The sequence below is a fragment of the Thalassospira sp. MCCC 1A01148 genome, assembly GCF_001613795.1.
Classification (GTDB): Bacteria; Pseudomonadota; Alphaproteobacteria; order Rhodospirillales; family Thalassospiraceae; genus Thalassospira.
Genome location: NZ_LPVZ01000001.1, coordinates 1 through 23,782 on the forward strand (window position 1 = coordinate 1; position 23,782 = coordinate 23,782).

The 23,782-nt window shown below is 57.0% G+C and carries 18 protein-coding genes; 11 read left to right on the forward strand and 7 right to left on the reverse strand.

Annotated elements, in window-relative coordinates:
• The 3 genes from AUQ43_RS00005 to AUQ43_RS00015 all read right to left on the reverse strand — a co-directional run.
• On the reverse strand, positions 1-1,317 hold a 1,317-nt coding region (locus tag AUQ43_RS00005), incomplete at its 3' end, for an aspartate aminotransferase family protein (protein WP_062953700.1).
• A gap of 109 nt (positions 1,318-1,426) precedes the next feature.
• Positions 1,427-2,473: a histone deacetylase family protein gene (locus AUQ43_RS00010; RefSeq protein ID WP_062953595.1), complete on the reverse strand. Its 1,047-nt coding sequence runs from the start codon at positions 2,471-2,473 to the stop codon at positions 1,427-1,429.
• Positions 2,470-3,174, reverse strand: coding sequence for a GntR family transcriptional regulator (locus AUQ43_RS00015; protein ID WP_062953596.1), 705 nt, complete (start codon positions 3,172-3,174; stop codon positions 2,470-2,472). Before AUQ43_RS00015 ends, AUQ43_RS00010 begins: the two co-directional genes overlap by 4 nt.
• Before the next feature lie 186 nt (positions 3,175-3,360).
• Between AUQ43_RS00015 and AUQ43_RS00020 the strand changes: the two genes are divergently transcribed.
• The 7 genes from AUQ43_RS00020 to AUQ43_RS00050 all read left to right on the forward strand — a co-directional run bounded on the left by AUQ43_RS00020 (position 3,361) and on the right by AUQ43_RS00050 (position 11,636).
• Positions 3,361-4,131, forward strand: coding sequence for a class II aldolase/adducin family protein (locus AUQ43_RS00020; protein WP_062953597.1), 771 nt, complete (start codon positions 3,361-3,363; stop codon positions 4,129-4,131).
• Between the two features lie 107 nt (positions 4,132-4,238).
• A complete protein-coding gene (locus AUQ43_RS00025; RefSeq protein ID WP_062953598.1) occupies positions 4,239-5,792 on the forward strand; it encodes an ABC transporter substrate-binding protein in 1,554 nt (517 codons plus the stop codon).
• Positions 5,793-5,880: 88 nt separating this feature from the next.
• Positions 5,881-6,858 (forward strand): ABC transporter permease, encoded by a 978-nt coding sequence (locus AUQ43_RS00030; RefSeq protein ID WP_062953599.1) that lies wholly within the window; start codon positions 5,881-5,883, stop codon positions 6,856-6,858.
• 1 nt (position 6,859) lies between these two features.
• The gene (locus AUQ43_RS00035) at positions 6,860-7,693 is read left to right on the forward strand and encodes an ABC transporter permease (protein ID WP_084271919.1); all 834 of its coding nucleotides are present in this window, start codon (positions 6,860-6,862) and stop codon (positions 7,691-7,693) included.
• A complete protein-coding gene (locus AUQ43_RS00040) occupies positions 7,690-9,309 on the forward strand; it encodes an ABC transporter ATP-binding protein (protein ID WP_062953600.1) in 1,620 nt (539 codons plus the stop codon). The genes AUQ43_RS00035 and AUQ43_RS00040 overlap by 4 nt, the downstream gene beginning before the upstream one ends.
• Positions 9,306-10,211, forward strand: coding sequence for a glyoxylate/hydroxypyruvate reductase A (locus AUQ43_RS00045; protein WP_062953601.1), 906 nt, complete (start codon positions 9,306-9,308; stop codon positions 10,209-10,211). The genes AUQ43_RS00040 and AUQ43_RS00045 overlap by 4 nt, the downstream gene beginning before the upstream one ends.
• A 21-nt stretch (positions 10,212-10,232) precedes the next feature.
• Positions 10,233-11,636: an amidase family protein gene (locus tag AUQ43_RS00050; RefSeq protein ID WP_232310532.1), complete on the forward strand. Its 1,404-nt coding sequence runs from the start codon at positions 10,233-10,235 to the stop codon at positions 11,634-11,636.
• Positions 11,637-11,687: 51 nt separating this feature from the next.
• Here the strand turns inward: AUQ43_RS00050 and AUQ43_RS00055 are convergent, their stop codons facing one another.
• Positions 11,688-12,890 carry a M24 family metallopeptidase gene (locus AUQ43_RS00055; protein ID WP_062953602.1) on the reverse strand — a complete coding sequence of 401 codons (1,203 nt, stop codon included), beginning with the start codon at positions 12,888-12,890 and terminating at the stop codon, positions 11,688-11,690.
• A 407-nt stretch (positions 12,891-13,297) separates the two neighbouring features.
• Here AUQ43_RS00055 and AUQ43_RS00060 point away from each other — a divergent pair, with 407 nt between their 5' ends.
• The gene (locus tag AUQ43_RS00060) at positions 13,298-15,220 is read left to right on the forward strand and encodes a transglycosylase domain-containing protein (RefSeq protein ID WP_062953603.1); all 1,923 of its coding nucleotides are present in this window, start codon (positions 13,298-13,300) and stop codon (positions 15,218-15,220) included.
• Positions 15,221-15,516: 296 nt separating this feature from the next.
• A complete protein-coding gene (locus AUQ43_RS00065; RefSeq protein WP_232310533.1) occupies positions 15,517-17,397 on the forward strand; it encodes a transglycosylase domain-containing protein in 1,881 nt (626 codons plus the stop codon).
• 128 nt (positions 17,398-17,525) lie between these two features.
• Here AUQ43_RS00065 and AUQ43_RS00070 read toward each other — a convergent pair whose 3' ends face one another.
• On the reverse strand, positions 17,526-17,990 hold the full coding sequence (locus AUQ43_RS00070; RefSeq protein WP_062953604.1) for an Lrp/AsnC family transcriptional regulator: 465 nt from the start codon (positions 17,988-17,990) through the stop codon (positions 17,526-17,528).
• A 255-nt stretch (positions 17,991-18,245) separates the two neighbouring features.
• Here AUQ43_RS00070 and AUQ43_RS00075 point away from each other — a divergent pair, with 255 nt between their 5' ends.
• Positions 18,246-19,049 (forward strand): DMT family transporter, encoded by an 804-nt coding sequence (locus AUQ43_RS00075; protein ID WP_198157124.1) that lies wholly within the window; start codon positions 18,246-18,248, stop codon positions 19,047-19,049.
• A 427-nt stretch (positions 19,050-19,476) separates the two neighbouring features.
• On the forward strand, positions 19,477-20,511 hold the full coding sequence (locus AUQ43_RS00080; RefSeq protein WP_062953606.1) for a hypothetical protein: 1,035 nt from the start codon (positions 19,477-19,479) through the stop codon (positions 20,509-20,511).
• 292 nt (positions 20,512-20,803) lie between these two features.
• Here the strand turns inward: AUQ43_RS00080 and argE are convergent, their stop codons facing one another.
• On the reverse strand, positions 20,804-21,982 hold the full coding sequence (argE, locus tag AUQ43_RS00085) for an acetylornithine deacetylase (RefSeq protein WP_062953607.1): 1,179 nt from the start codon (positions 21,980-21,982) through the stop codon (positions 20,804-20,806).
• 286 nt (positions 21,983-22,268) lie between these two features.
• Positions 22,269-23,771 (reverse strand): tripartite tricarboxylate transporter permease, encoded by a 1,503-nt coding sequence (locus AUQ43_RS00095; protein WP_062953609.1) that lies wholly within the window; start codon positions 23,769-23,771, stop codon positions 22,269-22,271.
• Positions 23,772-23,782 lie beyond the last annotated feature (11 nt).

The window sequence follows — 23,782 nt, forward strand, 5'->3', positions numbered from 1 at the left end:
GTGGATTTCGCGGACATCGTCCTCGGTCACGATCAGCGGCGGGCAGAGTGCAACCGTGTCATAGACATTGCGGCAAATAAGCCCATCTTCCGCGGCAAGGGCGACCACCTTGGCGGCAACAGCACCCGGTTTGCCAAATGGCTGTTTGGTTTTCTTGTCTGCCATCTCAAGGCCTGCAATCAGGCCAACACCGCGGATTTCACCAATCAGCGGATGATCGGCAAAGGCACGCAAACCATCCTGGAACATTGGTTCCAGACGTTTGGCATTGCCCATCAAATCGCGCTCTTCGATGATGTTGAGGTTTTCCAGACCAACTGCACAGGCAACCGGATGTCCGGTGCCGGTAAAGCCGTGGCCGAAATTGCCAAGCTTGGCGGTGTTATCGGCAATCGCGTTATAGACCTTGTCATTCACCACAATCGCGGCAAGCGGCATGTAGGACGAGGTAAGCTGTTTGGATGTCACCAGAATGTCCGGCGTGAAGCCGTATTTTTCGCAACCAAAGCGTTCGCCGGTCCGGCCAAAGCCGTTAATGACTTCATCGGACACGACCAGAATGTCGTACTTGTGGCAGATTTCAACCACACCCGGCCAATATCCCTCAGGCGGGGTCATCACACCACCGGCACCCATGACCGGTTCGCCGATAAAGCCAGCAATGGTTTCCGGGCCTTCGGCGATGATCGTGTCTTCAAGTTCCTTCAAAAGACGCGCGGTGAATTCGGTCTCGGACTCGCCTTCTTCGCCATAGCGCCAGTAATGCGGGCAGGTCAGATGCGTCACCGGAATGGCAGGAAGATCAAAGTCCTTCTGGTTGCCGGCAAGCCCGGTCAGGGAGCCCGATGCAATCGTAATCCCGTGATAGGCCTTGGTGCGCGACAGGAACTTCTTCTTTTCCGGGCGACCAAGGCCATTATTCAGGAACCACGCCATCTTGACGACGGTATCGTTGGCTTCCGACCCGGAATTGGTAAAGAACACGCGGTTCAGGCCTTCGGGCGTCATTTCCACCAGCTTTTCGGCCAGACGGATCGACGGCTCATGCGCCTTGTGCGCAAAGCTGTGATAGTACGGCAGGCGTTTAAGCTGCGCATAGGCGGCATCTGCCAGACGGGTTTCGGAAAAACCGACGGCAACCGACCACAGGCCAGCCAGCCCTTCGATATATTCCTTGCCTTCGCTGTCGGTGACGCGCGCGCCATTGCCCTCGGTCATGATCATCGGGCCCTTTTCCTCATGCAGGCGCATGTTGGTATAGGGATGCATTGAGTGGGCGACGTCCGAGATGCGGAGCGAATTCGGGCGATGGTTCATGTGAAACTCCCGTTTAAAAGATGATGCCCATGCTGGGGGCGGCGATTATGGGTGTAGTGTAATTGGTGGCGTTAAAATGCGCCATTGGTGAGATTGCAAATGGCGCGGATCAGGTTGGCTCAAGGGCCGGTGCCCGGACCCCCAGATAACCTGACAGGAACGATGCCAGCGACTTGGGCAATGCTGGCGAAAGATAACCGCCCTCTTGCACAAGAACGGTGGGGTAGCCTGCGGCCGCGATCTTTTCGCCCGCATGACGCAGCCCGTCCCAGGTTACTTTCATGCCCATTAACGGATCATCCTCATGGGTATCAAGCCCCAGGCCAAGAACCAGCGCATCCGGCTTGAAGGCGGCGACTCGCGTCAGTGCGGTATCAATGGCCGAAAGCCAAGCCGCATCGGTGGTGGTGCGAGGGAGGGGGAGATTGAGGTTATAACCCTCACCGGCCCCCGTGCCGGTTTCCCCGGCAAAGCCGGTAAAGAACGGGTAATAGTCCGTGGGATCCGCATGGATCGAAACCGTCAGGACATCATCACGGTCATAGAAAATATCCTGCGTCCCGTTGCCGTGATGAACATCGATATCCAGTACCGCAACGCGTTCATGCTTGGTGCGTAACCGTGCTGCTGCAATCGCGGCATTGTTCAAAAGACAATGACCTGCGGCAATTTCCGCACTGGTATGATGCCCGGCCGGGCGACACAGCGCATAGGCGTGGGGCGCGCCTGCCAGCACGGCGTCCGTTGCCGCAACCGCGCAATCGGCGGCCCGCACAGCTGCCCGCCAGCTATGCTTGCCGATCGGGGCGGATGTATCGCCCATATGCCAGCCGGCACGGGCCAGAATGGTTTCCGGATAGGATGATGTGGCAGCACGGGGGAACACATTGGGCACAACTTCCGGGCCAGCGTCGGGCAGTTTTTGCCAGTCGTCCCAGGCGGTTTCAAGGAAGTCGAGAAACCGTTTTGTATGGACGGCTTCCAGTGCCGCCTGTGGGGCAGGTGCGGGGGCAGTTACCGTAAGCGACAGCGCATCAAGCCCGGCAAGCAGAAGCCTTGCGCGTTCGGCCTGTTCGGCATTGCGCTGGATCTTGCCATAGGTCAGGCGAAACAGCGGATCATGCGTTTCGGTTTCGGGGGCGTAGAAGCATTTCATATAGAAGTCTTGCCTTCTTCGAGGATGCGGAACTGCTTGGTGACGATGCGTTGCGCCTCGCAAATGTGATAGCGGATCGCATCAATCGCCATCGCCGTATCTTGCGCACGCAATGCCTCAAGGATCGGCTCGTGGGTTTCCGCAATCTGGGTCGGATCATCGTAAAGCTGTCCGATCAGCATGATGCTGAATTCGGTTTCGATGGCGATCTGTTCAAACACCGTCAGGAATTTCGGGTTGCCACTGCCCGTACACATCAGACGGTGAAACTGCATGTCGGCTTCGACCTGGATGAAGATATCGGCATCAAGGGTCGCGACCCGGTGCAGTGCTTCAACCTGTGCACTAAGCGCGGCTTCCGTCTCTTCGTTCCAGTTTTGAACCAGCCGTTGGATTACCGCAATTTCGATGGCCAGACGCAGCTCATAGAGATCATCAAGCGCCTTGGCGGAAATCTGACGTACGAAAAAGCCCCGGTTTGGTTCGGATGTCACAAGCCCCGAGCTTTCCAATAAACGTGCGGCCTCACGGACAGGCGCGCGGCTCACACCCAGTTCGCGGGCCACAACCGATTCCGACAAACGTGCACCGGGTGCAAGCTTTCCGCTGACGATTGCCTTGCTCAGCAGTTTGGCGACGCGCTGTACGAGTCCCTCGCGATCAAGCTGTTGGAAGCCGGAAGATGGCTGTGTTTCTGTCATGTGCAAGCCTGATGAAGATGTGTCCGAGTTCTTTGTAATCAGCGCGTCGGCAATGCCAACGAATTTGTATGATTTAAAGCAGTCTAGGGAATGAATTGTAGATTGTCGACAATTTACTTGACTGGACAAAGATCATACCGCAGCCTTGAAGCAATCAAAAAAAGGCAACACGAAAGGGCGGCACTAATGCGCGACGGTGCGGGTGGTCAGACGATTTCTGAAATACGACGCGATCTGGCAGCGGCCTACCGGCTGATCTCGCTGGAGGGCATGGATGATGGCATCTATACCCATATTTCGGCACGACTCCCCTCGGGACCGGGGGGCGAACAACGCTTCCTGCTCAATCCTTATGGGCTGCGCTTTGACGAGGTCACCGCAGCCAATCTGGTTACCGTCGATGAAACCGGGGCTGTGATCGACGACCCCTATGGCGCGGGTGTGAATGCGGCGGGCTTTACCATTCATTCGGCGGTCCACATGGCGCGTCATGATGCGGCCTGTGTGCTTCATACCCACACGGTGGCCGGGGTCGCGGTATCTTCGAACAAGGAAGGCCTTTTGCCGCTTAATCAATGGTCGGCACAGTTCTATGACCGGATCGCTTTTCATGACTACGAGGGCCTTGCCCTTAACCTTGATGAACGTGCCCGCATCGTTGCGGATCTCGGGGATAAATCGGTCATGCTTCTGCGCAATCACGGAACGTTGCTTTTGGGGCGTTCCGTTGCCGAGGCGGTCAAGCTGGCCCTAAATCTTGAACGGTCCTGCAAGGCGCAGGTGGCGGCCCTTGGCATGGGGCTGACACCGGTTGTGCTCCCGCACGAGGTTGCAGAACACACCGCTGGCCAATACCAGTCAATGTACGACTCTTTTGAAAACAAGGGCAAATCAGACCCGGAATGGGCGGCCCAACTTCGCAGGCTGGACGCCTGCGCACCGGGTTACCTCGGGTAATCCATTCCACCTTGTCCAATGGCGGCACATGTCGGCTTTGGACAAGGTTAATTACGCAAAACAAAAACAACAAAAATCTGAAATCCAGAAAACAATCAGGGATTGCTATGAAATACCTAAAACTGAAAGCGACTACTTTCCTAATCGCTGCTTCCTTGGCGTCGCCTTTGGCCGCCCAGGAAGCTGGCGGTCGTCTTGACATCGTTGTTCAGCCCGAACCGCCGGGACTGATGCTTGGCCTCGTTCAGAACGGCCCGACCCAGCTTGTCGCGGGTGATATCTATGAAAGCCTTCTGCGCTATGACGGCGATCTGAACCCGATGCCGAGCCTGGCCAAAAGCTGGGAGATCTCCGAAGATGGTCTGACCTACACCTTCAAGCTTAACGAAGGTGTTAAATGGCATGACGGCGAAGATTTCACCGCAGAAGATGTTGTGTTCTCTGCCGATGTTTTCCTGCGTGAAACCCACGCGCGTCTGCGTGCATCGCTGGCGTATGTCGAAAGCATCACCGCCCCGGATCCGATGACGGTTGTCTTCAAACTCAAGGAACCGTTTGGTCCGTTCATCAACGCCTTTGAAAACGGCACCATGCCGATCGTGCCCAAGCACATCTACGAAGGTACTGATTTCGCCAACAACCCGGCAAACGCCAATCCGATTGGCACCGGCCCGTTCAAGTTCAAGGAATGGGTCAAGGGCAGCCACATTCATCTCGTCAAGAACGAGGACTACTATGTTGATGGCCTGCCATATCTGGATGAAGTCTACTACCGTGTGATCCCGGATGCTGCGGCCCGTGCGGTGGCGTTCGAGACCGGCGAAGTTGATGTTCTTCCGGGCGGTTCGGTCGAAAACTGGGATATCCCGCGTCTGGCCGAAATGGACGGTGTCTGTGTCACCGAAAAGGGCTGGGAATTCCTCGCACCGCTGGCATGGATGTGGCTTAACAACCGCGAAGGTCCGACCGCAAACGAGAAGTTCCGTCAGGCCGTCATGTACGCCATGGATCGTGAATTCATGCGCGACGTGGTCTGGAATGGCTATGGCAAGGTCGCGACCGGTCCGATCGCGTCGAGCACCAATTTCTATTCCGATGACGTGACCATTTATGATCACAACCCGGAAAAGGCCAAGGAACTGCTCGCCGAGATGGGCTATGACGGCGAACCGGTCAGCATCCTGCCGCTGCCATACGGTGAAACCTGGCAGCGCTGGGCCGAGGCTGTTCGTCAGAACCTCAGCGAAGTCGGGATCAATGTCGACATCGACAGTGCCGATGTTGCTGGCTGGAACGAAAAAACGTCCCAGTGGGATTACGACATGGCCTTCACCTATCTCTATCAGTACGGTGATCCGGCCCTTGGTGTATCGCGCAACTATACCGCCGATCGCATCAAGAAAGGCAGCCCGTGGAACAATGTCGAGGGCTATGAAAACCCGTCCCTTGATGAAAAATGGGCTGCTGCGGCAACCATGGTCACACCTGAAGAGCGCGAAGCAGCTTATCTCGAAATCCAGAAGGAAATCGTCGATGACGTGCCCGTTGCCTGGATGCAGGAGCTGACCTTCCCGACGATCTACCGTTGCAACGTCAACGACCTGGTGACGACGGCCATCGGTATCAATGACGGTCCGCGTAACGCCTGGATTGAAAAATGAGTCTGCGGGCGGGCCTCCATCGGCCCGCCCCTTTTTCTGACACCCCGCAGCAAGCGGGGCTTTCAAATACGGGATGCGACAGGGACATATGACCATTTTCGCTGTGATCGCTTCGCGGCTTTCCAAGGCTATTCTGACCTTGCTGGCCATTGCGATTCTAAACTTTTTCCTCATTCATGCAGCACCCGGTGACCCGGCTGTCGTGCTTGCGGGTGAAGCCGGTGCCGCCGACGAGCAGATGATCGAACAGCTGCGCGAACGCTTCGGGCTCGATCAGCCGCTTTATGTTCAGCTTGGCAAATACATCGCTGGTATTGTGCAACTTGATCTTGGCTATTCCTTCCGCCAGGGCGCACCGGTTGCCGAACTCATTGCTGATCGGCTGCCTGCCACACTGTTGCTCACCATGACCGCCTTTGTTGTTTCGCTTGCCTTTGGCATCGCCTTTGGCGTTGCCGCGGCTGCTCGCGTTGGCAAGCCATCCGATACTGTGCTGACGACGATGGCGCTTTTATTCTATGCAACACCACTTTACTGGCTGGCACTTATGGCTGTTTTGGTGTTTTCAGTATGGTTTGGATGGCTGCCGGGCTTCGGTTATGAAACTGTCGGTGCCAATTACACCGGTTTCGCCCGCGTCATTGATATCGCCAAACACCTGGTCCTGCCTGCCCTGACTTTGGGGCTGTTCTTCACAGCCGTTTACATGCGGATGGCGCGTGCCTCCATGCTTGAAGTCTCGCAGCTTGATTTCGTCAAGACCGCCAAGGCCAAAGGCCTGTCTGACCCTGTCATTCGCCGCCGCCACATCCTGCGCAACGCCATTTTGCCGGTGGTGACACTGGCGGGTCTGCAGGCCGGTCAGCTGGTCGGCGGGGCCGTTTTGACGGAAACCGTCTTTGCCTGGCCGGGTATTGGGCGTCTGATGTTCGAAAGCTTGGCTGCACGTGACTACAACACGATTTTGGGCGTGTTCCTTGTCTCTGCCGCCATGGTGATCCTGTTCAACATTGTGACCGACATTGTCTATCGCATTGTCGATCCCCGTATCGGAGCCCGTAGCTGACATGTGGAAACGTTTCAGAAGCAATATGGGCGCCATGATTGGTGTGGTCTTGCTGATCGCGGTTATCGTCATCGCCCTGATCGCCCCCTTGCTCTTTCCCGATGGGCCGTGGCAAATGGTCCAGCGCCCGTTCCTCGCCCCGTTTGCCGTTGATGGCTTGCCTTTGGGCACCGATACACTGGGCCGCAATGTTGCCGCCCAGCTGGCCTATGGTGCGCAGGTCTCCCTTTTGGTCGGGCTGGTTTCAACGCTTGTGGCACTGCTGATCGGTGTGCCGCTCGGTGCGCTGGCCGGGTTCTATGGTGGTTATGCCGATGAAGGTGCGATGCGCTTCACCGAATTCTTCCAGACCATCCCGAACTTCGCGTTGGCCATTGTGCTGGTGGCGATTTTTGAACCGACCCTGTTCTCGATCACGCTGGCGATTGCGATCGTCAGCTGGCCACCGGTTGCCCGCCTTGTGCGTGCCGAAGTCATGTCGGTCCGCACCCGCGAATTTGTTGATGCCGCACGGCTTGCCGGTCTTTCCAAACCGCGCATCCTGATCCAGCAGGTCCTGCCCAATACGGTATCCCCGATCATTGTGATGGCGTCCCTGATGGTGGCAACCGCGATCCTGCTTGAAAGCTCGCTTTCCTTCCTCGGGCTCGGTGATCCCAATGCAATGTCGTGGGGCTACATGATTGGTGCGGCCCGCACGGTCATCCGCACCAGCTGGTGGCTCAGCTTCTTCCCGGGCATTGCCATCGTGATCACTGTTTTGGCGCTCAACCTGATCGGTGAGGGACTCAATGATGCCTTCAATCCGCATCTGTCGCGAAAGGGCAAAGCATGAGTGAGACTCTGACAGTCGAACGGCTGACCATTGGTCTGCCCGAAGGGGCGGATCGCCCCTTTGCGGTCGAAAATGTCAGCCTGACCATCAACAAGGGGGAAATCCTTTGCGTGGTCGGTGAGTCCGGCTCTGGCAAGTCGATGACGGCCAATGCCCTGATGGGGCTTCTGCCCCAGGGGGTAGAGGTCAAATCCGGCCGTGCCCTGTTTGAATCCCGCGATGTTCTGCGTCTGTCCGAGGCCGACAAACAGGCCTTGCGCGGCGCACAGATCGCGATGATCTTTCAGGAACCCATGACGGCACTGAACCCGCTGATGCGCATTGGCGATCAGATATCCGAGGTCTTTGCCGCCCATGGTCTTTACACCCAGTCCGAACGGCGCAAACGTGCGCTTGATCTGGTGCGTGAAGTCGGCCTGCCCGACCCGGAAAAGATCATTCGGGCCTATCCGTTCCAGCTTTCCGGTGGTCAGCGCCAGCGCGCGATGATCGCCATGGCGCTTGCCCTGGAACCGAAACTCCTGATCGCGGATGAGCCGACAACCGCCCTTGATGTGACGACACAGGCACAGATCCTGAATCTTATTCTTGATCTGCGCGAACGGCGTGGCATGGCGGTGATGTTTATCACCCACGATTTTGGGGTGGTGGCCGAAATCGCCGATCAGGTGATTGTGATGCGTGAAGGCAAGGTTGTTGAACGCGGTGATGCGGCGGCAGTTCTTGATAACCCGCAGCACGAATACACCAAACGCCTGCTTGATGCGATTCCGACCGGAAAACTTCCGGAAGCCCGCGAACTAAGCGATACACCAGCGCTTGAAATCAAGAATCTGTGCAAAACTTTCCGGACGGGTGGCGGGCTGTTCAAGCCCGTGCGCGAAGTCCGGGCGGTGGATGATGTGTCGCTCACCGTGGCACGCGGCGAGGTGCTTGGTCTGGTGGGCGAGTCAGGCTCGGGCAAATCGACCCTTGGCAGAACCGCTGTGCGCCTTGTCACGCCCGACAGTGGGCATGTGATGGTTGGCGGTGTTGATCTTGCAGCCCTGTCCGAGGAAGAACTCCGTCGTCAGCGCAACAAGGTCCAGATGGTCTTTCAGGATCCCTATGCCTCGCTCAATCCGCGACAGCGGATCATGGGGGCCCTGACCGACGGCCCGATCAATCGCGGCGTGCCCAAGGAACAGGCACAGGCCAAAGCCCGCGAACTGCTTGAGATTGTCGGTCTGGGGGCTGATGCCGCCATGCGCTATCCGCACGAATTTTCCGGCGGGCAGCGCCAGCGCATCGGGATCGCCCGGGCCTTGGCAATGGAACCTGAACTGATCATCGCGGATGAGGCCGTCTCGGCCCTTGATGTGTCTATTCAGGCACAGGTGCTTGATCTGTTGCGCGAACTGCGTGAACGGCTGTCGCTTTCAATCCTGTTCATCACACATGATTTGCGGGTTGCAGCCCAGCTGTGTGACCGGATTGCGGTGATGCAAAAGGGTCGCTTGGTTGAAATCGGCCGGGTCGAGGACATCTTCCTGAACCCGCAGCAGGAATATACCCGCCAGCTTCTGGCTGCCGTTCCGGGTGCGGACTGGGCACAACCGGAAGAAGCCATGGCATGATTGGCGTTCTTTCCTGTAGCAGGCTCGATTTGCGGGGCATTTATGGCCCGCATTTCGAGGCCCTGGCACCCGAGCTTGACCTGCGTCTGCCAGATGAAATCGACCGGCCCGAAGATGTCAGCTTCATGGTCACCTTCATCCCGGCAGACGACGCGTTTGTTGCCTATCCCAATCTGCAGGCGGTCTATTCAATCGGGGCGGGGGTAGATGCGATCATGTCCTGTCCATCCCTGCCGCCCGGCTTGCCGGTTCACCGGGTCGAAGACCCCGATCAGGCGCGCCAGATGGCCGGTTTTGCGACCTTCCATGTGCTTTGGCATCATCGCAATATGGGCAATTACCTCGCCAATCAGAAAGCCGCCCATTGGGAACGCCATCTGACCGGCCTGTCGCCCAGGGCCCAGCGGATCGGTGTGGCGGGTTTTGGTCATATGGGCAGGGCTGTGGCCAAGGCACTGGTCGCACTTGGCTATCCGGTGGCAAGCTATTCCCGTTCCCGTCCGCAACCGGCCGAGGATGGCGTCACCCATTACACCGCCGGTGCATTTGATGATTTTCTCGCCCAAAGCGACATTCTGATCAATGTCCTGCCCCTGACCGAACAAACCAAAGGTCTATTTGGCACCAATACGCTGTCAAAACTGCCAAAGGGCGCGGCATTGATCCATCTTGGTCGCGGTGGACAGGTCGATGAGGCGGCCCTGATGGCAGCCCTTGATCGCGGGCATCTGTCGGGCGCGTCGCTTGATGTGTTTGATTCCGAACCCTTGCCGCCCGAACACCCGATCTGGACCCATCCCAAGGTTTTCGTCACCCCGCATGTTGCCAGCATCTGCGAACCGCAGACGACTGTCCTTTCCATTCGCCGGACCCAACTCCAACTCGTGCCCCTGTCGGCTTAACCAGCAAAGGTAGCGCCCCACATGACGACCCAGATGAGCATTGATCCGAACTCCCTTTCCGCCCGTGAATTGGCGCGCCGCATCAAAACCGGCGAACTCAGCGCGACTGCGGTCATTCGCGCGACGCTTGATCGTGTGGCGCGCATCAATCCGGGTATCAACGCCATCGTTCAGGATTGCGCAGCAGAGGCGATGAAAGATGCCGAGCATCTCGATGCCCGCATTGCTGCGGGGGATGAAGTTGGTCCGCTGGCCGGGGTGCCGGTCACGATCAAGGTGATTTCAGATCAGGCGGGCTATGCCACAACCAATGGCACGACGCTGGCGTCTGATCTGATTGCGACTCAGGACAGCCCGTTTTTGCGCAACATGCGCAACAAGGGCGCGATTGTCATCGGGCGCACCAACACACCGGCGTTTTCCTATCGCTGGTTTACCTCAAACAAGGTGCACGGCACGACGCTTAATCCCCACAACCCGGCCCTGACACCGGGCGGGTCATCGGGCGGGGCCGGCGCGGCCACGTCGGCGGGCTTGGGTCATATTGGTCATGGCACCGATATCGCGGGTTCTGTGCGCTACCCGGCCTATGCCTGCGGCATTCAGGGGTTGCGCCCGACCCATGGCCGCATTCCGATGTTCAACCAGACGGGTGGCGACCGCCCGATTGGCGGGCAATTGATGGCGGTATCGGGCCCGCTTGCGCGCAGTGTCGATGATCTCAGGCTCGGGCTGGAAGGCATGTCGGGTTACGCCCCCGAAGATGTCTGGAGCGTTCCGATGCCGCTGCGTGGTCCTGATTTTGTCAAACGTGTCGCGCTCGTGACCCATCCGGGCGGGATCAACACCGACCCAAGGATCGTCGCGGATCTGGAACGGGCGGCCGACATCTTCCGATCCGCGGGCTGGACTGTCGACACCCCGGAAATCCCCGAAATCCGCGAGGCCGTTCAACTGCAAATCGACCTCTGGCTTTCCGATGATCACGAGGCAAAACTCGCCGCCGCACGCAAGGAAGACGATCCGGGCGCGATTGCCCTGCTTGAACATTATGCTGACCGTGCGGCATCCATTGATATGGCAGCCTTCAGCCAGCTCTTCGTCCGCCGCGCGGCCCTTATTCGTGCCTGGCGGGCGTTTCTGGAAAACTATCCCGTCGTACTGATGCCGGTCTCGGCCGAACTGCCGTTCCGCAAGGATGAAGACCTCGAAGGCTCTGAAACCATCGCGCGCCTCTGGGAATCCCAACTCCCGCAAATCGCCATTCCGCTGCTCGGCTTGCCAGCCATCTCGATCTGCTCGGGCGTTGAAAACACCATCCCTTCGGGCGTTCAGCTCGTCAGCGCCCCCTGGCGCGAAGACATCTGCCTGACGGCCGGCGAAGTCCTGGAGCAAGGCTTCGGCCTGCCGCAGATAACCCTTTAACCTCAAAAGGGCCCGCTTTCGCGGACCCTTTTCTTGGTGTCGATGGGGGGCTTACCCAACCACATTGAACTCCGGCCCATAAGGATAGCCGGTGATGTTTTCATTGCCGTCTTCGGCGATCACCAGAATATCGTGTTCGCGATAGCCACCCGCACCCGGCTTTCCTTCGGCGATGGTCAGCATTGGCTCCATGCTGATCACCATGCCCGGTTCAAGAACCGTGTCGATATCCTCGCGCAGCTCAAGCCCGGCTTCGCGCCCATAGTAATGCGACAGCACGCCAAAGCTGTGGCCGTAACCAAATGTGCGATATTGCAGCAGATCACGCTCGGCAAAGAACGCATTGATCTTTTGCGTCACCTCGGCACAGGACGCACCGGGCTTAAGCAGGCTCATGCCATATTCATGTGCACCCACATTGGCGTTCCAGATATTGAGGCTAGCGTCATCCACCTCGCCAACGAACATCGTGCGTTCAAGGGCGGTGTAATAGCCCGAAATCATCGGGAAGGTGTTAAGCGACAGGATATCACCACGCGCAAGCTTGCGGGCCGTCACCGGGTTATGCGCCCCGTCGGTGTTGATCCCGGACTGGAACCAGACCCACGTATCGCGATATTCCGCATTCGGGAACCGCTTGGCGATTTCAAGCTCCATCGCATCACGTCCGGCCATGGCAACGTCAATTTCGCGCACCCCTTCCCTGATCGCGTCCCGGATGGCATAGCCGCCAACATCGGCAACCTGCGCACCATGGCGGATCAGTGCGATTTCTGCGGGCGATTTGTGCATGCGCTGGCGCATGGTCGCCGGCGCAATATCCTTGCTGTTTGACGGTTTGAGGAACTCATCCAAAAGCGCCTTTTGCGCGAGGTTGATATGATCGCCCTCATAGCCAATCACCTTGCCCGGCCCGGTCACCGACAGAATGGCGCGCCAGTAATTGTTTCGCTGCCAGTCGGTATAGGTGATGTTGTCGCCATGACAGCGCCGCCACGGCTGGGCGGCATCAATGCCGGCACTGATCGTGACACTTTCCGTTGCGGTGACGACAAGCCCGTAAGGCCGACCAAAGGCGCAATACAAAAAGCCCGAATAATAGGCGATGTTATGCATGGAGGTGAAAACACAGGCCTCAACCCCGGTATCGGCCATGTGTCTCCGCAAGCCCGCAAGACGGGCATCATATTCGGCCGCCGCAAACGGCAGGACGCGGTCACCTTGGTGAAAACGGTAAAATTCCGGGCGATCCATAAACGAGTTCCCTCTTTTACGCGCTGCGCATCAAAAGGGGCTGAGACCTCCCCTTGTGCAAACAGCGACAAAGCAAGATCCCGGCGTTCAGGATATGTATGGTGATGGTCGGGCGCGTGTTTCAGATCGTTTTTCACGCTGGCGACGCCATCGCCTGCCCTGGATGAACTTTGGCGATGGGCGCTTCCAATGGCAAGCAAATTTTACGCACCCATAGCATAGATCACAGCACGCCCCGCCTTGTTCCCATATGGTCACAATATCACAAGCAAAACGGGACCCCTTGTGTGCGCCTCACCATACGTTTGTATGGTTAACAGTACTTTTTTAACAGCTTGGCGCTTTACTGTCAGAGAACGAGGGTCAGGCCCTGAGCTTATAACGCAGGCAATCAACGGACACGCGGCGTGGCAGAAGAAAACGACGACGATAACGGTACGAGCGGCAGAACAGCCGCTCAGTCTGCGATGAAACGCATCGCCGCAAAGGAACGACGCGAAGCACTCCGCCGTCAGCGTCGACGGCGCATGATTGTGTTCGGGGTGTGTTTCTCTGTCGTGTTCCTGACCATTTTCGGCATCATCTATTCAATCAAGTCCAATCTGGACCTGAGCCGCAACATGGTGCGCAGCCCGGAAATCCGGATTCTCGGCTATGACGGTGCCCTGCTTGAAACCATCAAGGGGCATTACAGCCAGGATGTGTCTCTGACAACATTGCCCGAACGGGTTCAGAATGTCTTTGTCGCGGCGGCTGATCCGGACTTCTTTGATCATCTCGGGGTATCGGGCGCTGATTTCGCACGGATTTTCAGCACCCAAGATGCGCCGGGATCGACGATTACCATGAAAGTCGCGCGCAGCTTCTTCAAGCGCAAGGACAGTGGCCCCGGACGCCATATGCAGGAATTTCTGGTTGCCCTGTGGCTGGAATGGAATTTCAGCAAAAAGACGATTTTGCGCAGCTACCTTGAACGCAGCTATGTCGGGCGGGGTATTTTTGGCATTTCTGCGGCCTCCCGGCTTTGGTATGGTGGCCCGGCAGAGCGCATGACCCTGCATCAGGCCGCTGTTCTGGCCGCAGCCATCAGCGATCCGGAAACCTTCAATCCGCTGTTTTATCCGCGCGAAGCCGCCGAAGAAGCCAACAAGATTTTGGCCCGTCTGGGTCAATACAAGTTCATCGAGGCGGACCGTGTTTCGGCCTTGACCTTGATTGAGCCGCAACTTGATGTGCAATACGCCGAAAACGTGCTTTCGGGCTATGTCGTGGACATGGTGCTCGAAGAAGTTGCCGACATCGTCGGCTATAGCAGCCGTGACATCGACGTTCTCACCAGCATCGACTGGACAATCCAGAATCTGGCACAGCAAATTGTCCCCGAAGTCGCCAAATTGCGCATCAAGACGCGCGGCGCAAACCAGACCGGGCTGTTGTCGATCAGCCCCGAAGGACGCATTCGTGCGATGATCGGCGGTGCGGATTATTCACCATTCCAGCGCAACCGCGTGACCGAGGTTAGGCGTTCCGCCGGGCGCATGATCAAAATCGCCACCTATTATTATGCCCTGAATCAAAACAGCGACCCGGCGCAATGGGTGCGCGACAATCGCATGGCGGTGGGCGGCTGGCGGCCGATCAACCCGGATCATGACTATATGGGCATGATTTCACTGCGCGAGGCATTTGTACGCGACGTCAATACGGTACCAACCAGCCTGGCTGATCACTTCGGGCTATTGAATGTCCGGCAGTTTGCCCACGACATCGGGATCAAAAGTCCGCTTTCAACAGACATCCGGACCGTCGTCGGGCTCGACCCGGTCACCATTTCCGATATCACCGCCATCCATGCCCTGCCGCAAAACTCCGGCAAGCCGGTCCAGATGACCCTGATCAACAGGGTGTCATATACCGGCGATGACAGCGCGACACCGGTCTATCAGCGTGTTGACGCGGTTCAGGAAAAACAGCTGACCGACGAGGCCATTCAGGGATCATATGTGCTGTTTGCCAGTGTTACCGATCCGCAGGTGCGCCTTGATCGGCCCTTTGCCGGGTATGGAACGGTGGCCGGCGGGCGTTCTGATGCGTGGTATGTTGGCTTCTCGTCCGACCTGATTACAACGGTATGGGCTGGCAATGATGACGGGTCGCGCATGGACGTGCGCGGCGAGGTAGAGCTTGCGTCTTTGTGGCGGTTATTTATGCTGGATGCGCATGATGGATTGCCCATTCGTTCAATGGTCCGTGCATCATCAGAACGCCGTCGCGCAGGCGATGGCATAAAGGATCTGTGGAAGCACGATCAGGCAAGCAATAATAACTGATAAAACCGTCGCAGAACGGGGAGACGGGGGACTCCCTCCTCGGTTGGGACAAAAATTGACATTCGCCGGAAACAGCGGCGCGATCACCTGTTGGACGCGATTTTGGGGCGCGTTGACATAACCGGTGAGTTCGCGTGTGCCAGGGCCGGACCAGACCGATAGGTGCGTTTGTGGCGCAAAGAGAATTCAAAAGACAGAAAAGTGTCCGTAAGGGATCGAAAGGTTCCAAAAAGACCAAAAAACGGGTCAGCAGCGCGCGCAGGAAGGGCGGTGGTCTTTTTGCGCGCCTCGGCGATATGATTCCGGGGCCGGAAGCCATTGCAAAATTCATTGTGCTGGGCTCGATCTGGGTCATGGTTCTGGGCGGCGGGGTTGTTGCCTATTACGGCTATGGCCTGCCAGACAAGGTCAGCTTTGATGTCGCCAGCGAACGCAAACCATCCATCCGCGTGATCAGCATTGATGGCCAGAATCTGGCCGCCTATGGCAATCGATACGGAAACCCGGTCGAAGTGCGTGACCTTCCCGACTATGTCGGTCAGGCCTTTGTTTCCATCGAAGACCGCCGCTTTTATGACCATTTCGGCATTGATGTCGTCGGTATCATGCGTGCAGCCTGGGCCAACCTGACCGCCGGGCGCATTACCGAAGGCGGCAGCACCATCACCCAGCAGCTCGCCAAGAACCTGTTCCTGTCACCTGAACGTTCCTTTGGCCGCAAGATCGAAGAGGTGCTTCTGGCCATCTGGCTGGAGTTCAAGTTTGATAAGCAACAGATCCTGTCGCTGTACCTCAACCGCATTTATTTCGGATCGGGTGTTTATGGCATTGATGCCGCAGCACGCCATTATTTCGGCACCGATCCACGTCGTCTGAACCTGTATGAGGCGGCGGTTCTGGCCGGTCTGCCCAAGGCACCAAGCCGTTATAACCCGATGGTTGATCCCGAAATTGCCGCTGATCGCGCCAATGTTGTTCTGGCCGCGATGGCATCGACCGGGGCACTGACCAAGGCGCGCGCCGAACGCGCCAAACAGACCCGTGTACGAACCGCGCGTTCCGCTCAGAGCGGGCCGGGGGTTCGCTATTTCTCGGACTGGGTTCTTGATCGGGTGCGCGATTATGTTGGCTATGTCGATCAGGATCTTCTGGTTCATACCACGCTTGATTCCCGCCTTCAGGAAATCGCCGAGGAAAACCTGCTCCGTGCGCTCGAAAGCAACGGTGCCAAGGAACACAATGTCGGACAGGCTGCCCTTTTGGCGATGACGCCCGATGGGGCGGTGCGCGCCATGGTCGGTGGCCGTGATTATTTTGAAAGCCAGTATAACCGCGTCACACAGGCCCGCCGTCAACCGGGCTCGGTGTTCAAGCTGTTTGTCTATCTGGCCGGGCTTGAAAACGGTTTTGGCTCGAATGACTGGATGCGTGACGGACCGATCGTCATTGACGGGTGGGAGCCGCGCAACTTTGATCGCAAGCACCACGGCACCATGTCGATCCGCGATGCGGTGGCGACCTCGAACAACTCGATTGCCGTGCAGCTTGCCCTTGAGGTCGGCCTGGACAAGGTCATTCAAAAGGCCCGCGACATGGGCGTTTCATCGGAACTCAAACCGGAACCAAGCCTCGCCCTTGGCACCAGTGAAGTCTCGATGCTCGAGCTCACCGGCGCCTATGCCATCGTTGCCAATGGCGGTTTCGCCGTCTTCCCCCATGCGGTCAGCAAGATCACCGGCAAGGGGGGCGAAGTGCTGTATGAACGCTCTGACGACTTCCCGTCCCGTCTGATGAACCCGCTTCATGCCGGGGAAATGAACAACATGCTGGCCGCGGTCGTGTCCAAGGGCACCGGGCGCAACGCCATCATCGACCGCCCGGCCGCGGGCAAGACCGGCACGACGTCCGATTACCGCGATGCGTGGTTCATCGGCTACAGCTCCGATCTGGTTGCAGGCATCTGGATGGGCAATGACGATGGCAGTCCGATGGATGAACAGGTCACCGGCGGTGCGCTTCCCGCCGCCCTCTGGCGTGACTTCATGCTCCACGCCCACCAAAACATCCCGGTCCGGTCGCTTGGCAAAGCAGCCCTCGCGCGGTCTAAAAAGATCGGCGAAGACGACAGCTGGCGCGACTTCACCGCCGGCTACAGTTCGGGCAACAAGAAGCAGTAAGGCACCTAAAGTGTCTTTGGCGAAATTACAGGCGGTCTTCGGGCCGCCTGTTTTCGTTCAAACCTTTTCCTGTGCCGCCCCATCCGTCATTCCCGCGAATGCGGGAATCCACGATGGTTGCAACGTGCTCAGAGCTCCACCAACCGCTCTTCGACCGGTGACGACTGAACGATGGACGAGTTCGTCGCACCAAATGGCACGATCCGGTCGATGACGGCCTCCATCTCGGCGACGTCACGGACATGGGCGCGCGCAACAAAGCAATCTTCGCCAGAAACACGATCACAGGCAACGATCTGCGGGGTTTCCTGGATCGCCTTGATCATGTTCTTCATCTCGCCCGGCAGCGGCCGCGCACGGATCAGAATGGTCAGGCCATAGCCAAGCCGCGCCGGGTCAATGCGTGCGCCGTATCCCGTGATGATGCCGACATCCTCAAGACGCCGCACACGGTCCGCCACACTTGGGGCCGACAGGCCAACGCGGCGCGACAACTCGGCACGCGGAATGCGGGAATCGGCGCAAAGCTCGCGCAGAATTGCGGCGTCGATGCGATCAAGACCGGTTTCTACTGATCGAAGGTTATTGCTCATTTTTTCCTTCTTTCATGCATGTAATATCGCCTATGGGGTATCTGATCTCCATATTACGATCTGATTATACCTTGTATTGTAGGGGTATGACAAATCAAGCCCCCACAAAACCCGTCCTCACCAACGCCCCCGGCGCCACCGGTGCCATGTCGCGCATGTCCGAGGCCGTTCCCCCCGCATGTTTGGTTCGGCGTTTCCGCCGTTTTCCATTATCTCGGACCGGCTTTCGCAGTCCTGCTTTTCCCGGTCGTAGGTGTGCTTGGCGTTGCCTGGTTCCGCATTGCTTCGGCAGCCCTGATCTTTGCACCGATTACGAAGCCTTGGCGCACCTTCAAGAACGCGTCCCCCCGCGAGCGTATTCTGTTTCTTGCTCTTGGCGGCTGCCTTGCCGTGATGAACAGTTCTTTCTATCTGGCACTTGACCGGCTCCCGATGTCGCTGGTTGCCGCCATTGAATTCGTCGGCACCATCGGGATCGCGCTGTGGGGTTTGCGCACCGGGCGCAACTATCTGGCGTTCGCCCTCGCCGTCGTCGGTGTGGCGCTTCTGATCGACGTGCCATCGCTCATGGCGGCCGGCGGCCCTGCACTGATGTCTGATCTTCTGGGCCTGTTCTGGGCGGTGCTGAATGGCGCGCTTTTCGTTCTCTACATCATTCTCGGCCACAAGATTTCCGAAGGCGGCGCGTCCGGCGGGGTGGAGCGTCTGGGGGCGGCCATGACGGCGGCCTTCATCTTCGTAATGCCAATCGGCTACCTGCAAGCTCTCGAAGCCTTCGGCGCACCTTTGCTGGTGATGGCCGGGATTGGCGTGGGGATCTGCTCGTCTGTGATCCCCTATGTCTGCGATCAGCTCGCGATGGCCCGTCTGCCGCGCGCAAGCTTCGCCTTCCTGCTCGCCCTCCTGCCCGCATCTGCCACGATCATCGGTGCAATCGTCCTGCGCCAAATTCCAAGTGCGGTGGATGTCTTGGGCGTGGTCCTTGTCATGACAGGTGTCGCCGTTCAGAAACCCGCACCGATGCCCGTCCCGGCGGAGCCGCAAGATCATACCGTTTGATCTGTCCCCAGCCCATCTCTTCCGTCATTCCCGCGAAGGCGGGAATCCACGATGGGTGCAACGCTGTATGGATTCCGGGTCTGCGCTCCGCTTCGCCCGGAATGACGGTGCTGGCTACTGTGCGTTTCTCAACTGTCAGAACCCGTAGGCATTGTTGCGAGGAACCAACTTACGGTGCGGAGTAGCGTGTCGTCACGCTGCTATCCAGCGCAACCAGTTAACGGTAAAGCCGAAGTTTGTGGATGAAGTTGCCAACATTATCGGCAGGCGACTGGAGCAAAGAGGACCGAGACGACCTCGCAAAAGCACTGAAGATTTGGAAGTTCAAAATTAAATCTGTCCTCTTTTTTAGTGATTCCCCTTTTTTAAATTGCATACATTAAGGTGGAGCATACGCGGTCTCAAAAATTCGATCAGGGGGGAGACGATGTTGAAATTGAAGAAGGCAACCGGGCGTGAGAAAGGGCTAGTATACATCAACATTGCCTTAGCCGTTGCAGGATTAGCTTTCATGGCTTTTCTAACTTTCAGTGTATTATCAGGCGATCAGCGGATGCTGCAAGCGCACCCCAGTTGGACAGCTGCATTTTGCCTTTTGGCCGGGTTCTTCGTTGTGAATTTATGTCGTGGTCGATCAGCCAAGTTCTGGAAATGGATTGACCTACTCTGGATTTGTACTTTCCTAACTTCATTGCTGGCCACACTTTGGCTGCATCAACAAAGGGAGCTATGGACGGATTATCGTCAGAAGGTTTCTTTTTCTGTCAGGGAGCATTCGAATTTTCTCAGATTTTGGGACCATATTCATAGCAACTACTGCTCTGAAGAACCTGGTGATTATCTGGGTGCATGCCTGATTATCCAGTCTCATGGTCAGTGGGTTAAGTTGTTTTCCCGAACAGAAGATCATTTCACTGCGTTTGTACAGAAAGAGAAGAACTGGGAGAACCCAGGTGCGCCGGACGATTACTCTGAAATCTTGCCGGTCGCCGAATACTACGGAGAGAGCAGCCAAACCGCGATCAGCTTAGACCTCGATATGCTGTTGAAGCAGCTTGGCGACGTTGCTCAACAGGTCGAAGACTTGGATAAAGAAGGTTTGGTATTTCCACTGAAGCTGGACCAAAGTGGATTTGATCTCTTGGAAACACGCTTAATTGAGATGGGATTAAGGTTTCAAGTAAGTGCAGCAGAGCTTCACGGAAACACTGATCAGCTTCCTGCCAACTGGTTGAAAGTACGAAACCTAGCAGACATGGTTTATACAGTGCAGCGGTCACTTGAGAGCCTTGACAACCTCTCAGAATTTTATGAACAGGAACTTAAAGACCAAATACCAGTTTCCCAAGTCACCCCACTGCTCTTTGCTTGTTTCGTCTTCCCATTTCGGGTTGGGAAATCGTTCTACGACATCGCGGTTGAGAGGGACAAAGAAAAAGAAAATACTCCCATGCCGTCTTGAAGCGATCGAAGCATTCATTGAGGATAAAGTTCGACGGTGAGCACAGAAGAGTAGATCGTGCTCGTCAGCACAAAGGGACGGATTTACTTTTCTTTTTTTCGTTAAGAACAAAAAAAGACCGGCATCGAAAATCGAGCCGGCCTTGAGTTTGGCTTGCTTTGATCACATCGGGGGGGATGTGATCGGGAGTTTCTCACCTGTCAGAACCCCGTTGATGCAGCATCGGGTTGGGAGACATTCTGCTGCGGGGCGCCAACTGACAGTGCGGGTGGCGCATCGTCATGGTGAGATATCAGGCCGCGATGGCCTGATCCGTTAACGCCTCGAGGAACTCCAGACATTCCTCGATCTGCGAAATTTCAATGAACTCGTTGGGCTTGTGGGCCTGTCGGATGCTGCCCGGACCGCAGATGATCGACGGGATGTTGCCCTGCTTTTCAAATACGCCCCCTTCGGAGCCATATGACACCTTGCCCGAAATTTCCGGGATGATGTTGCTGACATAGGAAAAGGCGTCCGCATCCGTGCAATCACCCATGCCCGGATAGGAAAAGATCTTCTCAAAGCTAAACCCGGTATCGTCCGCCTTGGCCTTCATCTCCGCATCCAGGGTATTCATGATGGTCTGTTGCAGACCGGCAATCACGGCTTCGGCGTCATGGTCGGGCAGATGGCGAATTTCAAAGGTGAACTCGCAATATTCCGGGGTGACGTTGGTTGCCGTCCCGCCACTGATCGTCGTGGTCAGCATCGTGCTGTGCGGCACGGTGAAATCTTCGTCAAACGGGCCGTTTTCTTCGAAATCACGGGCCTGCTCGGCGATCAGGTTAATCGCGCGTGATGCATATTCGATGGCATTGACGTGATTGGGCGCAAAGGAACTGTGTCCGGCCGTACCCGTGACACCGACCCGCATGGAATATTTGCCCTTCTGGCCGTTAATCACCTTCATGTCGGTCGGCTCGCCAATGACGGCCAGACGCGGCGGGGTCTCCATCGCGGCCAGATGGTCGACCATCGATCCGACACCGATGCAGCCGACTTCCTCGTCATAGGACAGGCAAAGATGGAACGGGATTTCAAGATCACGTTTGACCAGTTCCGGGATCATCGCCAGCGCACAGGCTGAAAAGCCCTTCATGTCCGCCGCACCCCGACCATAAAGCTTGCCATCCCGCTCGGTCAGCTCAAACGCCGGGCTTACCCAGGTGGTCTCAAGCGCTGGCACCACATCGGTATGACCCGAAAGTGCAATGCCCGGCACCCCTTTGGGACCAATGGTCGCCAGAAGGTTGGCCTTCTGTCCGGTTTCGTCATGGAACAGGGTCGACTCAATGCCATAATCGGCGAGATAGTCGCGGACGAAATGGATCAGACCAAGATTGGAGTTTTTGCTGGTCGTGTCGAACGCCACCAGTTTGCCAAGCAGATCAATGGCATTGTGGAGACGCGACATGTTTGGTTTGGACATTTTAAAGCATGTTCCATTTAATGTACATCATTTTGCCGGAGACAGTCTTCTGTCCGGCAAGGAAAAGGCCCGCAGGGCGTAGTGGGGCTACGTTCAAGGGTTTTGACGCTGCGGGGCGGAAGACTGTACCGGCCCGCAGGGTTTGATTTTGGCGGCGTTTCGCGGCGTTACACCGTTTGACCGATGCGCCGCATCGCTCTGCACGCCGTGCCTTGCCATCCGACATGCCAAAATCAAACAAAATGCGGTAGATTAAATCGAACATGCTTTAATCTTTTTGCTCGATTTAATTCGCGGATGCGCTGTCGGCATTGCGGTTGTTGCGCCATTTCTTCCATTCGCGGCGAATGGTCAGAATGACGAACAGAACGGTCAGGGCAAAGAAGCCCCAGGAAATCCATGACTGGAAGAAGACGCCAAGATCACCGCGCGAAATCGCAAGCGACCGGCGCATATTGTCTTCAAACATCGGGCCAAGGATAAAGGCGATCAGGAACGGGGCTGCCGGGATGTTCAGCAACATCATGGCAAAGCCGACCACACCCATCACCAGAAGGACTGTGACATCAAACGGGCTGGCCCCGATGGAATAGATGCCATAAACGCACAGGATCAGAATGCAGGGCAAAAGCAGCGTCTGGGGAATGCGCGAAATCTTGGTAAAGGCACCGGCTGTTGCCTTGCCTGCGATAAACAGGAAGACAGAGCTAAACAGGATGCCGATAAACAGCGCATAGACATCGCCCAGATTGTTCTGGAACAGAAGCGGTCCCGGTGTCAGGCCATGGATCATGAACGCGCCCAGCATCACACCGGTAATCACATCCCCCGGCACGCCAAGGGCCAGAAGCGGGATCATGGTGGCACCACAAGACCCGTTATTGGCGGACTCGGATGCGGCAATGCCTTCAAGCTCACCCTCGCCGAACTTGTCACCGTTTTTCGACGTCCGGCGCGCTTCGCTATAGGAAAAGAAGGCGGCTGTCGACGGGCCAATGCCGGGGATCGCACCAAGGATCACGCCAATGATTGATCCGCGGAAAATCGATTTGATCGACCCGCGAAACTCCGCAAGGGTCAGGCGGTTATCGCCAAGCTTCATCGCATCGTTGTTTTCTTCCGGGCGGAAGACAACCATCTTGATCAGTTCCGGCAGGGCAAACAGACCGATCAGAACCGGCACCATGCCAAGACCCGATTTCATGTCTTCGGAAAGCGCGAACCGATAAGATCCGTAAATATCCTCGCCCACGGTCGCCAGAAGCAGGCCAAGACAGGCCGAAATGATCCCCAGAACCAGCGAACGGCCCGAAATACTTGCCACGATGGTCAATGAAAACGCCATCAGCATGAAGAATTCCGGCGGTCCGACCCGCAGCGCAAAGGTCGCCAGCGGAATGGCCAGGAAGAACAGCGAAATGTTCGAAATAAAGTCACCGATACAGCTTGATACCAGCGCGATATTCAGGGCCTTGCCACCCTTGCCGGCACGCGCCAGCGGATAACCGTCCAGCACCGTGCACGCGGCCGATGCCGTCCCCGGTGTCTTGATCAGAATGGCCGAAATCGACCCGCCATAGGTTGACCCTTTATACAGCGCCACCAAAAGCAAAATGCTGGTGACCGGCGGCAGGTAAAACGTAAAGGGCAGTGCCAGCGTCACGGCCATTGTTCCGGTCATGCCCGGAATGGCACCGATGATCACCCCGGCCCAGATCCCGGCAAACATCGCCAGAAAATTCGGAAGGGTCGCGACCGCCTCAAAGGCGTAAAGCAATTCATTCCACATAACGTTCGGGG

Coding starts and splice junctions, on each gene's coding strand:
- AUQ43_RS00010 (WP_062953595.1), bottom strand. CDS start 2,473: ATGAAATGCTTCTACGCCCCCGAAACCGAAACGCATGATCCGCTGTTT.
- AUQ43_RS00015 (WP_062953596.1), bottom strand. CDS start 3,174: ATGACAGAAACACAGCCATCTTCCGGCTTCCAACAGCTTGATCGCGAG.
- AUQ43_RS00020 (WP_062953597.1), top strand. CDS start 3,361: ATGCGCGACGGTGCGGGTGGTCAGACGATTTCTGAAATACGACGCGAT.
- AUQ43_RS00025 (WP_062953598.1), top strand. CDS start 4,239: ATGAAATACCTAAAACTGAAAGCGACTACTTTCCTAATCGCTGCTTCC.
- AUQ43_RS00030 (WP_062953599.1), top strand. CDS start 5,881: ATGACCATTTTCGCTGTGATCGCTTCGCGGCTTTCCAAGGCTATTCTG.
- AUQ43_RS00035 (WP_084271919.1), top strand. CDS start 6,860: ATGTGGAAACGTTTCAGAAGCAATATGGGCGCCATGATTGGTGTGGTC.
- AUQ43_RS00040 (WP_062953600.1), top strand. CDS start 7,690: ATGAGTGAGACTCTGACAGTCGAACGGCTGACCATTGGTCTGCCCGAA.
- AUQ43_RS00045 (WP_062953601.1), top strand. CDS start 9,306: ATGATTGGCGTTCTTTCCTGTAGCAGGCTCGATTTGCGGGGCATTTAT.
- AUQ43_RS00050 (WP_232310532.1), top strand. CDS start 10,233: ATGACGACCCAGATGAGCATTGATCCGAACTCCCTTTCCGCCCGTGAA.
- AUQ43_RS00055 (WP_062953602.1), bottom strand. CDS start 12,890: ATGGATCGCCCGGAATTTTACCGTTTTCACCAAGGTGACCGCGTCCTG.
- AUQ43_RS00065 (WP_232310533.1), top strand. CDS start 15,517: ATGATTCCGGGGCCGGAAGCCATTGCAAAATTCATTGTGCTGGGCTCG.
- AUQ43_RS00070 (WP_062953604.1), bottom strand. CDS start 17,990: ATGAGCAATAACCTTCGATCAGTAGAAACCGGTCTTGATCGCATCGAC.
- AUQ43_RS00080 (WP_062953606.1), top strand. CDS start 19,477: ATGTTGAAATTGAAGAAGGCAACCGGGCGTGAGAAAGGGCTAGTATAC.
- argE (WP_062953607.1), bottom strand. CDS start 21,982: ATGTCCAAACCAAACATGTCGCGTCTCCACAATGCCATTGATCTGCTT.
- AUQ43_RS00095 (WP_062953609.1), bottom strand. CDS start 23,771: ATGTGGAATGAATTGCTTTACGCCTTTGAGGCGGTCGCGACCCTTCCG.